Genomic DNA, 12,662 nt, shown 5'->3' with positions numbered 1-12,662 from the left:
TGCTCTCCTAAAAATTCGTTACGACTAGCGAAATTGCGCGAGGAACCGCAAGTCGTTGTCGAAGAACAGACGCAAGTCGTTCACGCCGTAACGCAGCATGGCCAGACGCTCAACGCCCATGCCGAAGGCAAAGCCCGAGAATTCTTCCGGGTCGATCCCGGACATGCGCAGCACGTTCGGGTGAACCATGCCGCAGCCCATGACTTCCAGCCAGCCGGTTTGCTTGCAGACGCGGCAGCCCTTACCGCTGCACATCACGCATTCCATGTCGACTTCAGCGGATGGCTCGGTGAACGGGAAGTACGAAGGACGGAAACGCACGGCCAGTTCTTTCTCGAAGAACACCCGCAGGAATTCTTCGATGGTGCCTTTGAGGTCGGCGAAATTGATGTCGCGATCGACCAGCAGGCCTTCGACCTGGTGGAACATCGGCGAGTGGGTGATATCCGAGTCGCTACGGTACACACGGCCTGGGCAGACGATGCGGATCGGCGGCTGTTTCGACTCCATGGTGCGGACCTGTACCGGTGAGGTATGGGTGCGCAGCAACATGTTGGCGTTGAAATAGAAGGTGTCATGCATCGACCGGGCCGGGTGATGACCTGGGATGTTGAGCGCTTCGAAGTTGTGATAATCGTCTTCGACCTCAGGGCCTTCGGCAATGCCGTAGCCAATGTGGGTGAAGAACTGCTCGATGCGTTCCAGAGTGCGGGTAACCGGGTGCAGACCACCGGAGGTCTGACCACGGCCAGGCAGGGTCACGTCAATGAACTCGGCAGCGAGTTTGGCGGCCAGGTCGGCCTCTTCAAACAATGCCTTGCGCGCATTGAGAACGTCTGTGACACGCTCCTTGGCAACGTTGATCAGCGCACCGACTTGCGGACGCTCTTCTGCCGGCAAATTCCCCAGGGTCTTCATCACCTGAGTCAATTCACCCTTCTTGCCAAGGTAGTGAACCCGGATTTGCTCCAGGGCATTGATATCTTCAGCGCTTTGCACAGCCTCTAGAGCTTGCGAGACGAGCGCATCCAGGTTTTCCATGTACAGACTCCAGATACAAAATAGGGGAAGAGCTTGAAGGCTCTTCCCCTATTTATGACGTTTAACACCTGGCCCCACGAAGGTGAGGCCGGGTGACTGTCGGGGGTACTTAAGCCAAGGTGGCTTTAGCTTTCTCGACAATCGCAGCAAACGCCGCTTTTTCGTTCACTGCCAGATCAGCCAGAACCTTACGGTCGATCTCGATGGACGCTTTTTTCAGGCCGGCGATGAAACGGCTGTAGGACAGACCGTTGATACGTGCACCAGCATTGATACGAGCGATCCACAGAGCGCGGAACTGACGTTTTTTCTGACGACGGTCACGGTAGGCGTATTGGCCTGCCTTGATTACCGCTTGCTTGGCAACACGGAATACGCGCGAGCGAGCGCCGTAGTAGCCTTTAGCAAGTTTCAGAATTTTTTTGTGACGTTTACGGGCAATGACGCCACGCTTTACACGAGCCATGAGTTACTTCCTCTATTCTTGACTAAAATTAACGAAGGCGCAGCATGCGCTCGACTTTTGCCACGTCAGACGGATGCAGCAAGCTGCTACCGCGCAGTTGACGCTTACGCTTGGTCGACATTTTGGTCAGGATGTGGCTCTTGAAAGCGTGCTTGTGCTTGATACCGTTAGCAGTTTTCAGAAACCGCTTAGCAGCACCACTTTTGGTCTTCATTTTTGGCATGTTCGGATACTCCGCATTCAGTTGATAAACATAATCAGAAGGCCTGCCGTGCCCTGTTGATTACTTCTTCTTTTTCGGGGCGATGACCATGATCAGCTGGCGTCCTTCCATCTTAGGATGCTGTTCGACCGAACCGTACTCGAGCAAGTCACCTTCAACTCGCTTGAGGAGTTCCATCCCCAGCTCCTGGTGGGCCATCTCACGGCCGCGGAATCGCAAGGATACCTTGGCCCTGTCCCCGTCACTCAGGAAACGTACCAGGTTGCGCAGTTTTACCTGGTAATCCCCTTCCTCCGTCCCTGGACGAAACTTGATTTCTTTGACCTGAATCTGCTTCTGGTTTTTCTTGGCCGCAGCAACCTGTTTCTTCTTTTCGAAGATCGATTTGCCGTAGTCCATCAGTTTGCAAACAGGTGGTACTGCATCGGCGGAAATCTCCACCAGATCCAGCTTGGCCTCTTCAGCCTTAAGAAGCGCGTCTTCAATTGACACAATCCCAAGCTGTTCACCTTCAGCACCAATTAACCGAACCTCGCGTGCCGAGATATTCTCGTTGATCGGGGCCTTCGGTGCAGCTCGTTTATCTTGTCTCATTTCACGCTTAATAATAATTACTCCGAATCTGGGCGACCACGCCGGGAAACCGCTTGCGCGAGAAACTCAGCGAACTGGGCGACGGGCATCGAGCCCAGGTCAGCACCTTCACGAGTACGCACAGCGACAGTCTGCATCTCGACTTCCCGATCTCCGATAACCAAGAGATAGGGAACCTTGAGCAAAGTATGCTCGCGGATTTTAAAGCCGATCTTTTCATTTCTCAAGTCAGACTTGGCACGAAATCCGCTTTCGTTGAGAGTTTTTTCAACCTCAGCGGCAAAATCTGCCTGTTTATCAGTGATATTCATCACCACTGCCTGGGTCGGAGCCAGCCACGCCGGGAATGCACCCTCGTAGTGCTCGATCAGAATCCCGACGAAACGTTCGAAGGAGCCCAGGATCGCCCGGTGCAACATCACCGGGTGCTTGCGACTGTTGTCTTCGGAGACGTATTCGGCTCCCAGACGGACAGGCAGGTTAAAATCGAGCTGCAGGGTACCACACTGCCAGACCCGACCGAGGCAATCTTTCAGCGAGAACTCGATCTTCGGACCGTAGAACGCGCCTTCGCCCGGCTGCAAATCGTACGGCAGGCCTGCGCTATCAAGGGCTGCGGCCAATGCGGCTTCAGCGCGATCCCACAATTCGTCGGAACCGACGCGTTTTTCCGGACGAGTGGACAGCTTCATTTCGACGTCTTTAAAGCCGAAGTCGGCATAAACGTCCATGGTCAGCTTGATGAACGCGGCGGATTCGGCCTGCATCTGCTCTTCAGTGCAGAAGATGTGGGCATCGTCCTGAGTGAACGCACGCACACGCATGATGCCGTGCAATGCACCCGATGGCTCGTTACGGTGACAGGCACCGAACTCGGCCAGTCGCATTGGCAACTCGCGGTAGCTTTTCAGGCCCTGGTTGAACACCTGCACGTGGCAAGGGCAGTTCATTGGCTTGATGGCGTAGTCGCGATTTTCCGACTGAGTGGTGAACATGTTGTCGGCGTAGTTGGCCCAGTGCCCGGATTTCTCCCATAGGCTACGGTCAACGACTTGAGGAGTCTTGATCTCCAGGTAGCCGTTGTCGCGTTGAACCTTGCGCATGTATTGCTCAAGCACCTGGTACAGAGTCCAGCCGTTCGGATGCCAGAACACCATGCCCGGCGACTCTTCCTGGGTGTGGAACAGGCCAAGGCGCTTGCCGATCTTGCGGTGATCGCGCTTCTCGGCTTCTTCAATACGCTGGATGTAAGCAGCCAGCTGCTTCTTGTCGGCCCAAGCGGTGCCGTAAACGCGCTGCAATTGCTCATTCTTGGCGTCGCCGCGCCAGTACGCGCCGGACAACTTGGTCAGCTTGAAGGATTTCAGGAAGCGGGTGTTCGGCACGTGCGGGCCGCGGCACATGTCGACGTATTCTTCGTGATAATACAGGCCCATGGCCTGCTCGTTCGGCATGTCCTCGACCAGGCGCAACTTGTAGTCTTCGCCGCGAGCCTTGAACACTTCGATCACTTCGGCACGCGGAGTGACCTTCTTGATCACATCGTAATCTTTCTCGATCAGCTGCTGCATGCGCTGCTCGATAGCCGCCAGATCGTCCGGAGTGAAAGGACGCTCGAAGGCGATGTCGTAATAGAAGCCTTCGTCGATGACCGGACCGATGACCATTTTGGCCGTCGGGTACAACTGCTTTACTGCATGGCCAACCAGGTGGGCGCAAGAGTGGCGAATGATCTCCAGCCCCTCTTCATCCTTTGGCGTAATGATTTGCAGCGTAACGTCGCTGTCGATGATGTCGCTGGCATCAGCCAGCTTGCCATTGACCTTGCCGGCCACAGTGGCTTTGGCCAGACCTGCACCAATGGATGCGGCGACCTCGGCAATGGAAACCGGGTGATCGAATGAACGTTGACTGCCGTCGGGAAGAGTAATAGTTGGCATGGCGCCTCCTCTCCTAGTGGTGACCCCTACCAAAGGTCACGTGGGTTGGGATGAGCCAGTACAAGATCCGATCCAGGCCATTCAATGACGAACGCCTGCCTTACAGCGGCAGGAGCCTTGCGGCCAACCGGAAAACCGAACCAGAGTGACTGGGATTCAAATCAGGGTTATTCGGGCAGTTGCCGCATCCGGGACTGAAGGTCGACCGAAGCCTGCAAAAGCCTGAGCGGGGCATGCTAGCACAGATGAACGGTCGTCGCGGTGCAGAGGGTTTGTAACGGGGCAAATCTGGCGTTTTTATGCCAGAGTGCTGAACTTGATCCCCGCTTCCCCCTCAGATAACAAGACATTCACCCACAAGGAGCATCCCGGCATGCGTCTGAATCGTTTGTTCGCTGTAGTCGCACCTATCGTTCTCCTGCTGCCACTGGCCGCTCATGCAGAATGGCCTAAAGGCGAGCGAGAGAAGTACATGGCTCAGTGCGTTCCTGCGGCCGCGGAGAAGATTGGCACGCCAGCCGCGAAATCCCACTGTGCCTGTGGCGCCGACGCTATCAAGTCGTACCCGGCCGGCGATATTTCGGCTTTGATGAACAACACTGCAAGTGACGCATTAAAGAAAGAGGCCCTGGGCAAAATTGCAAAATGCAAGGCCTCCAATAAAGAGGCGAAATAACCCATCCCAGTGCTGTCGGACCATGATTTGCCGATAAAAAGACGCCCAATCAGGCCCTTTCGTACAATTTATGCAGGTTTTACAGCTTTTTTTATTGTCTTTACTTTCGGCTGAAAGCCTTTTAAAACGGGGCTTTCAGCCATATCGGGCAACAAAGAATGTGCGACTGTAGGGCAAACAGCACCTGCGGGGGGCTCCCAAAGCGAACATTTCGACTATGATACCCGGGTGTGCCCAGTTGGCCTGAGCAGCACAGTACTACTGAAAATATATGTTTCTTGGAGATACACCATGTCTAATCGCCAAACCGGCACCGTTAAATGGTTCAACGATGAAAAAGGCTTCGGCTTCATCACTCCTCAAGGTGGCGGTGACGACCTGTTCGTACACTTCAAAGCTATCGAAAGCGACGGTTTCAAAAGCCTGAAAGAAGGCCAAACCGTTTCCTTCGTGGCTGAGAAAGGCCAAAAGGGTATGCAAGCTGCTCAAGTTCGCCCAGAGTAATTTCCAGGCGCACTAAAAAAACCCCGTCCATGTGACGGGGTTTTTTATGGGTAACACAAAAGCCCGAGCAATCAGCCGCAGTTGACGCGAACGACGACCCGATTGGCGTCCGTGTTCAGATTAAGGCGATCGGAGCGATATTCCAGCGTCACCATGTCATTTGGCTGAAGGAACCGTGCGTTTTGCGCGCCAGCGCGCGTACGCGCCTGCTCCAGCAGTTCAGGCGAAGCCTGTTTGCCAATGGCGAATTCGGCCGCTTTGGCCTCGCAACGGCTGTGACCTGTGTCAGTCGTCGTTACAGGGTCAGTTGCCGACTCGGTTGACCCAGTGCTGCAACCGGCCAGCGTGGCAAGAGCCATCAAAGTACCCAATGACGCGAGCTTCCAAGGCATGAAGCCTCCTTTTTTCGATAGTTAAGCTGAAATCGTGCGACCGCCAATCCGGCGTTTGGTTTCACAGTGCGTTCTGGCAACCTGGACGTCGCTGCGGGCAAACGGCAAGTTTGCCTGAGTATCGCCCCGCCCTTCACACTTCAATCGTGACTGAATATGAGCCGCACTCAATAGATGTCAATGTAGTCGAAAGCCGGCTTCGGCCAGTTCTGCTTCAGCGCGTTGAAGATCTGCATGACCCAGACCTCGTCACTCGCGGCCACCCGCCCGACGTAGCCGGAACCCTTGGCCCAAGTCTCCAGGCGAAACAGCAAGCCGTCGATGTCGGTGCCGCCCACGACGCCCGATGAAATATAGGCGATACCGCCCTTGGTCACCCGCAACTGGGTGTGCTCACTGTCACTGGCGGCGGCCAGCAGTTGACGCACGGCCTCAAGGGTCAAGCCATCAGGTGTGTTCAAATCGATCTGCACAGCGCAGTCCTTGAAAAGCCATCAAAGACCAAGTGTCGCATAGCCCTCCAATCATGCCTAAGTCGGAGTGCCAAAAGGCCCATGAAATGGTTAACTCGGCATTCAGACTTCCCCCCGACTGCACGAGCGCACCATGACCACAGTAATTATCGACGCCGACATCAAAGCCAAGTGGTCAGAGGGCCACAGCTCTTATAGCCCCGGCAGTCCGGAAGAGCTCGCAATCATCAGTATCGACTTATTGGTCAAGGAACTGGGCACTGAAGCGGCCCAGTCCTTCATCAAGCAGATTTTTGCGAGACACCCGAACAATCACGTCGCCGGGCAATCGGAACGTGCGTAAGCCTTACTTCAGGCGCGACAGCCGTTCGGTGAGCAGATCGAAGAAACCCTGAGCATCGCCGCTTTCAACCCAAAAGGCATTCTTCGGAGCCTTGAGGCGGTCATACCAGTCGACAATGGTTTGACCAAAGGTCGGGCCTTCGCGACTGTCGACCACCACGCCGACCGAACGACCGCTGAACAACTGCGGCTTGAGCAGGTAGGCAATGACGGTAGCGTCATGCACCGGACCACCCGAAATGCCGTAGTGCTCCATATCACCCTTGATGTACTCATTCAGAATGCTGCCCACCAGTTTGCTGGCGTTGTTGTCGAGTGCAGCAATCTGCTTCAGGCGAGCGTCACTGGTGAGGATTTTGTGGGTCACGTCCAGCGGCAGGTAGGTCAGTTTCACACCGCTGTTAAGTACCACTTCAGCAGCCTGCGGATCGGCGAACAGGTTGAATTCCGCCACCGGCGTGATGTTGCCGCCATTGAAGTGCGCGCCGCCCATGACCACGACTTCCTTGATGCCTTGAACGATGTCCGGCTCCTGATTCAACGCCAGCGCCAGGTTGGTCTGCGGCCCCAACATGGCAATGGTGATGCTGTGGGGCTTGGCGGCCTTCAGCGTGTCGATCAAGTAATCGATCGCGCTGCCCTCGGCCAAACCTTTCTTCGGTTCATACACAGCAACGCCTGAAAGACCTTCTTCGCCGTGGATGTCCTCGGCATAAATCGGCGTGCGCGTCAGTGGCCTCGGCGCACCGGCGTAGACCGGCACCTCCTCGCGCCCTGCCCACTCACGAACCAGTCGTGCGTTACGCGAGGTCTTGTCCAGACGCACATTGCCAGCGACAGTGGTCAACGCGCGAATATTGAGTTCTTCCGGCGATGCCAGCGCAAACAGCAAGGCAACCACGTCGTCGGCGCCGGGGTCGGTGTCGATGATCAGGTCGATCTTTTGCGCCGCTTGGGCGCCGGTGGCAGTCATCACGGACAAAAGCAGCAGACTCCGGAGCAGTTGGTGCAGTTTCTGAGCATAGCGGTACATGGCGCACTCCTTGTGCAGGGTAGAACAGTGAGACAGAAGCGATTCAGAACGTGACTCCGGCGATCAACACGATGTTGCAGTACGGCTGACATTCACCGGTGCGCACGATTGCCCGAGCCTGTCGGCTGAGGACTTTGAATTGTTCATGACTGAGCAGCTCGCGCTGACCCAGCGCACCCTCGGCCTGCAACTCTTCCAATGCGGCCAATGCCGAAGGTTTTTTCTCCAGAATCTCTTGCGCCAGCACGTGGCTTTCGACCTGCATTTCGCTGAGCAGCACTTTCAAAGTGCTGACGAAATCCGGAATACCGTGGGTCAAGGCCAGGTCGATCAATTCAACGCCCGGCGGTACCGGCAGCCCCGCATCGCCGATGACCACTTTGTCCCCATGGCCCAAAGAAGCGATGAGTCGCGACAACGCGACGTTGAGCAAAGGTGTCTTTTTCATGGTGTTTTAAACGCCTGCACTTCGGACAAGGTTGGAATCGAGGGTTGTGCACCTGCGCGGGTGACTGACAACGCCGCGGCGATTTGCCCGAAACGAATGGCTTCGGCTTCGCTTTTGCCACTCGCCAGTGCCGCAGCGAAACCGCCGACAAACGTATCGCCGGCCGCCGTGGTGTCTACCGCTTTAACGGTCGGCGCCGGGAAATGCGCGTAACTTTTGCCATCGGCAAACAGCGACCCTTGAGCGCCGAGGGTGATGATCACCTTGCCAGCGCCCATCTCGATTAAACGGGTCGCGGCGGCTTCCGCGGTTTGTCGAGAATCCACCGGCAAACCACTCAGCGCCGACGCCTCGCTTTCGTTCGGAATCAGGTAATCGATGTTCGCGTACCAGTCCGCCGGCAACGGCTGACTGGCCGGCGCCGGGTTGAGAATCACGATTTTGCCCAGTTCACGACCGCGCTTGAGCGCGTGGCCGACCGCGGCATCCGGGACTTCCAGCTGACAGATAATCACATCGGCTGCCTGCAGGACTGAATCGAAGCAGCCAATCACCGCAGGCGTCAGTGCACCGTTGGCACCGGCGACGATCACGATCGCGTTCTGGCTGTTGTCATCGACCACAATCAACGCCACACCGCTGGAACCGTCCACGATACTGACGGCCTGGCAATCAATCTGCTCGGCCAGCAACGCCCCGCGCAACGCCTCGCCGTAGGCATCGCTGCCCACGCAACCCACCATCGACACCTGCGCACCCAATCGCGCGGCGGCCACAGCCTGATTCGCACCCTTGCCGCCCGAGACCGTGGCAAAGGATTCGCCAATCAGCGTTTCGCCACCCCGTGGCAGCCGTGGCGCCCGGGTCACCAGGTCCATGTTCAGGCTGCCTATTACCACTACTTTTGCTGGCATACATCACTACTCATAAATTCGATTTCAACGGTATTCGGCAAACACACCGGCCACCGGCGCGGTTGATTCGCGCAAAACGATGCTGGGGGTCACGATTCGATGTTCGGTGGCCAACGCTGGCGTGCCAATCCGTCGTAGCAGGACTTCCGCCGCCATCTCGCCCAACTGCAGGATCGACTGGCCCACCGTGGTTAATGCCGGGTAGACGTAACGGCTCATCTGGATGTCGTCGAAGCCGATCACCGACAATTGCGTCGGTACAAGAATATGGCGCTCGGCGGCGGCACGCAGCACGCCGATGCCGATCATGTCGTTGGCGGCGAAAATGGCGCTCGGCGGATTGCGTTCCAGCAGGGTCGCGGCGGCACTGTAACCGCCGGTGCTGGTGAAGTCGCTTTCCAGCATGCGATCGCGCGGCACTTCGATACCCGCCTCTTCCAGTGCACGGCAAAATCCGGCCAGACGCATCTGCGCCACGCTGGTCGTCGCGGGCCCGCTGATCGTGGCGATATCCCGATGGCCTAACTCCAGCAAGTGCCGGGTCGCCAGGTAGGCGCCGTATTCGTGATCGATACGCACCAAATCCGCATCGACACCTTCCAGCCCACGGTCGACAATCACCATCGGCGTACGCACAGCCGCCAGACCTTGCGCCAACCCGCTATCACCGCCAGCGGATGCGACGATCAGCCCGTCGATGCGCTTCTCCAGCAGCACGCGCAGGTAGCTGCGCTGCTTGTCCGGGTTGTCATCGGAGTTACACAGGATCACGCAGTAGCCGTTACGTTCGCAGTAATCCTCGATGCCTCGGGCCAGTTCGGCGAAGTACGGGTTGAGGCTATTGGGCACCAGCAATCCGATGGTCGCAGTGGTTTTGGCCTTGAGGGATCGCGCCACGGCACTGGGAACGTAGTCGAGGGTCTTGATCGCGTCCTCGACCTTGATCCGCACTTCCTCGCTGACCGGCCGCGTCTTGTTTACCACGTGGGACACCGTGGTGTAGGAAATCCCCGCGAGCGCCGCTACATCCTTGATCGTTGCCATGACTCAGGTCCGCCGGCTTGCGCGCTGACTGCGATAAGTGTCGAGTACCACCGCGACCACGATGACCGCGCCGGTGATGATACGTTTGGTCGGCTCGGTCGCACCGATCTGCGCCAGACCGGCCGCCAGCACGGAAATGATCAATACGCCAAAGAACGTGCTGATGACCGATCCACGGCCGCCCATCAGGCTGGTACCGCCAATTACCACTGCTGCGATCACTTGCAGCTCCAGACCGGAACCGGCATTTGGGTCCGCCGCTTCCAGGCGAGAAATCTGGAACAAAGCGGCGATACCGGCCAGCAATCCCATCAGACTGAACACCAGAATCTTGTAGGGCTTCGGATTGATCCCCGCCAGGCGCACGGCCTCTTCGTTGGTGCCAATGCCGATCAGGTAGCGACCGAACACGGTGCGGGTCAAAACGGCCTGGGCGATGAAAATGATCAGCAACGCAATCAGGAACGAGGGCGAAATACCGAAGGCGATCGGGTTGGATAACCAGGCGAACGCGTCGCCGATGTAGGCCGTGCGCGAACCGGTCATCTGATACGCCACGCCACGAGCCATTTCCAGCACGCCAAGGGACACGATGAACGACGGGATCCGCCAGGCCACGGTGATCGAGCCAGTGATGGTGCCGGCGAGTGCGGCCGCCGCCATACCGAGCAACGCCGCCGGCAGGACGCTCCATCCCCATCCGAGAATCGCCACACTGACCGTCGATGCGGCGAGCGCCAGCACCGAGCCCACGGACAAATCGATGCCGCCGATGATCAGGACAAACGTCATGCCGACCGCCAGGACCATCAGGTCCGGAATCTGGTTGGCCAGGGTGCTGAACGTGTCGTAAGACAGGAAGTGGCTGCTCAGCACCGAGAACAGAACCACCATCGCCAGCAAGGCACCGGCCAGGCCCAGATAGGTGCCGAGGCCGTAAAAGTTGCCACTGCGTTTGCCGGCGGAAGATGCGGTATTCATGGAAGATCCCTAGGCGCTGCTTCGTTGAGCAGCGCATCACGTTTTTGGTAGCCGGCAAAAGCGGCGGCAAGCAACTCGTCCTGTGTCCAGCTGTCGCGCTCGAAGGTGTCGATCAGGCGCCCCGCCGACAGCACGCCAATGCGGTCGCAGATCAACATCAATTCGCGCAGGTCACTGGAGACCACCACCAGCGCTTTACCCTGGCGGGTCAGCTCACCGAGCAGTGCATAGATGTCGAACTTGGCGCCAACATCGATGCCGCGGGTGGGTTCGTCAAACAGCAGTACCGAGCAATCACGCTCCAGCCAACGGCCGATCACGACTTTCTGCTGGTTACCACCGGACAACTCGGAGACCAATTGCGCCGGACCAGAACTGCGGATACGCATGGCATCGATCTGACGCTGGGCCAGAGCAGCCTCGTCGCCATTGTTGACGAAACCGCCGCTGGAAATGCCAGGCATGTTCCCCAGCGCGATGTTGGCGCCAATCGATTGTGTGAGCAGCAGGCCTTCACCCTTGCGGTCTTCGGTGATCAGTGCGATGCCGTTAGCGACCGCATCCACCGGTGAGCGGATGCTGACCACCTGCGCGGGTGAACCCAGCGCTACGGTGCCGCTGTCCGCAGCGTCCGCACCGAAGATCAGCCGCAACAACTCTGTGCGCCCTGCCCCAATTAAACCGGAAATCCCGAAGATTTCACCGGCGCGGACTTCAAACGACACATCCCGAACTTTGTCGGAGCGGCTCAGCCCTTTGACCGTCAATGCTGGAGCGCCGATCTTGCGCGGCCCCATGTCGATGTGCTCGCCCAGTTCGCGGCCAACCATCAGCGTGACCAGTTGCTCGCTGTTGTAATTGGCCATCGGCTCGACGCACACCAGATTGCCGTCGCGCAGCACGGCAATGCGCTGGGCCACGCGAGCCAACTCCTCAAGACGATGGGAGATATAGATGATCGATACGCCACGCGCTTGTAGGCGGGTGATCTGCTCGAACAGCATTTCGACTTCACGGGCCGTGAGCATTGCGGTCGGCTCGTCGAGGATCAGTACATGACAATCGCCGATCAGGTTGCGGGCGATCTCGACCATTTGCTGGTGACCGATGCCCAGCTCGCCGACCAGGGTGTCCGGGTCGATGGCGTCGAGCCCGACCTGAGCCATGGCTTCGATTGCTGCCTTGCGCAGTTGCTTGCGGCTGATCCAGCCACCGTTGCTGGGCAGGTTGTCGAGAAACAGGTTTTCCGCCACCGAAAGCGTCGGCAACAGATTGAGCTCCTGCATGACCATGCGGATACCCAGGTCTTCAGCCTGGGTGCGACTACCAGGGCGGTAATCCTTCCCTTGGAATTGCATCTGGCCGGTGGTCGGAGTAACCAACCCGCCAATGATTTTTGACAGGGTGCTTTTGCCAGCGCCGTTCTCACCGGTCAGCGCCAGCACTTCACCGCGCATGAGCGTCAGATCGATACCGGTCAGGACCGGTTGGGCGTAGGTCTTGCCGATACCACTGACCGAAAGGACCGCGTTCGGGGCAGAAACTGACATAAAAACTCTCCATGCACTCGCCCGGTCGGGCGAGCGCCATT

General features: G+C 57.7%; 16 protein-coding genes. 3 read left to right on the top strand and 13 right to left on the bottom strand.

Annotated elements, in window-relative coordinates; genetic code table 11:
* Window positions 1-24 precede the first annotated feature (24 nt).
* From pheS to thrS, 5 genes are all read right to left on the bottom strand, one after another.
* On the bottom strand, window positions 25-1,041 hold the full coding sequence (gene pheS / locus NL64_RS09000) for a phenylalanine--tRNA ligase subunit alpha (RefSeq protein ID WP_034147785.1): 1,017 nt from the start codon (window positions 1,039-1,041) through the stop codon (window positions 25-27).
* A gap of 109 nt (window positions 1,042-1,150) precedes the next feature.
* Window positions 1,151-1,507: a 50S ribosomal protein L20 gene (gene rplT, locus NL64_RS08995; RefSeq protein ID WP_007905879.1), complete on the bottom strand. Its 357-nt coding sequence runs from the start codon at window positions 1,505-1,507 to the stop codon at window positions 1,151-1,153.
* 28 nt (window positions 1,508-1,535) lie between these two features.
* On the bottom strand, window positions 1,536-1,730 hold the full coding sequence (gene rpmI / locus NL64_RS08990) for a 50S ribosomal protein L35 (protein ID WP_002553160.1): 195 nt from the start codon (window positions 1,728-1,730) through the stop codon (window positions 1,536-1,538).
* A gap of 60 nt (window positions 1,731-1,790) precedes the next feature.
* Window positions 1,791-2,342, bottom strand: a complete 552-nt coding sequence (gene infC, locus NL64_RS08985) for a translation initiation factor IF-3 (protein WP_172668659.1) — start codon at window positions 2,340-2,342, stop codon at window positions 1,791-1,793.
* Window positions 2,342-4,264, bottom strand: coding sequence for a threonine--tRNA ligase (gene thrS / locus NL64_RS08980; protein WP_034147784.1), 1,923 nt, complete (start codon window positions 4,262-4,264; stop codon window positions 2,342-2,344). The genes infC and thrS overlap by 1 nt, the downstream gene beginning before the upstream one ends.
* Window positions 4,265-4,637: 373 nt before the next feature.
* Between thrS and NL64_RS08975 the strand changes: the two genes are divergently transcribed.
* Window positions 4,638-4,940 carry a hypothetical protein gene (locus NL64_RS08975; protein WP_034147783.1) on the top strand — a complete coding sequence of 101 codons (303 nt, stop codon included), beginning with the start codon at window positions 4,638-4,640 and terminating at the stop codon, window positions 4,938-4,940.
* Window positions 4,941-5,231: 291 nt separating this feature from the next.
* Complete coding sequence (locus NL64_RS08970) at window positions 5,232-5,444, top strand: cold-shock protein (protein ID WP_003179963.1); 213 nt, start codon at window positions 5,232-5,234, stop codon at window positions 5,442-5,444.
* A gap of 71 nt (window positions 5,445-5,515) precedes the next feature.
* Here NL64_RS08970 and NL64_RS08965 read toward each other — a convergent pair whose 3' ends face one another.
* Entirely contained in the window at window positions 5,516-5,836 is a 321-nt protein-coding gene (locus NL64_RS08965; protein ID WP_034147782.1) for an I78 family peptidase inhibitor, read from the bottom strand.
* A 167-nt stretch (window positions 5,837-6,003) separates the two neighbouring features.
* A complete protein-coding gene (locus NL64_RS08960; RefSeq protein ID WP_034147781.1) occupies window positions 6,004-6,309 on the bottom strand; it encodes a hypothetical protein in 306 nt (101 codons plus the stop codon).
* Between the two features lie 133 nt (window positions 6,310-6,442).
* Here NL64_RS08960 and NL64_RS08955 point away from each other — a divergent pair, with 133 nt between their 5' ends.
* Entirely contained in the window at window positions 6,443-6,652 is a 210-nt protein-coding gene (locus tag NL64_RS08955) for a hypothetical protein (RefSeq protein WP_034147780.1), read from the top strand.
* Window positions 6,653-6,655: 3 nt separating this feature from the next.
* On the opposite strand, the gene NL64_RS08950 is transcribed toward NL64_RS08955, so the two are convergent.
* The 6 genes from NL64_RS08950 to NL64_RS08925 are packed head-to-tail and all read right to left on the bottom strand — an operon-like array spanning window position 6,656 to window position 12,621.
* A complete protein-coding gene (locus tag NL64_RS08950) occupies window positions 6,656-7,684 on the bottom strand; it encodes a nucleoside hydrolase (protein ID WP_034147779.1) in 1,029 nt (342 codons plus the stop codon).
* 43 nt (window positions 7,685-7,727) lie between these two features.
* A complete protein-coding gene (gene rbsD / locus NL64_RS08945; RefSeq protein WP_034147778.1) occupies window positions 7,728-8,132 on the bottom strand; it encodes a D-ribose pyranase in 405 nt (134 codons plus the stop codon).
* The gene (gene rbsK / locus NL64_RS08940; RefSeq protein WP_034147777.1) at window positions 8,129-9,046 is read right to left on the bottom strand and encodes a ribokinase; all 918 of its coding nucleotides are present in this window, start codon (window positions 9,044-9,046) and stop codon (window positions 8,129-8,131) included. Before rbsK ends, rbsD begins: the two co-directional genes overlap by 4 nt.
* Window positions 9,047-9,070: 24 nt before the next feature.
* The gene (locus NL64_RS08935; protein WP_034147776.1) at window positions 9,071-10,090 is read right to left on the bottom strand and encodes a LacI family DNA-binding transcriptional regulator; all 1,020 of its coding nucleotides are present in this window, start codon (window positions 10,088-10,090) and stop codon (window positions 9,071-9,073) included.
* Window positions 10,091-10,093: 3 nt separating this feature from the next.
* Window positions 10,094-11,071, bottom strand: a complete 978-nt coding sequence (locus NL64_RS08930) for an ABC transporter permease (protein ID WP_034147775.1) — start codon at window positions 11,069-11,071, stop codon at window positions 10,094-10,096.
* Window positions 11,068-12,621, bottom strand: coding sequence for a sugar ABC transporter ATP-binding protein (locus NL64_RS08925; protein ID WP_034147774.1), 1,554 nt, complete (start codon window positions 12,619-12,621; stop codon window positions 11,068-11,070). Before NL64_RS08925 ends, NL64_RS08930 begins: the two co-directional genes overlap by 4 nt.
* Between the last annotated feature and the right edge of the window lie 41 nt (window positions 12,622-12,662).

Origin of the sequence: Pseudomonas fluorescens (genome assembly GCF_000802965.1) — a bacterium.
GTDB classification, from domain to species: domain Bacteria; phylum Pseudomonadota; class Gammaproteobacteria; order Pseudomonadales; family Pseudomonadaceae; genus Aquipseudomonas; species Aquipseudomonas fluorescens_A.
Note: the sequence above shows the minus strand (reverse complement) of the source record. Positions and strands in the feature narration are given on the sequence as shown.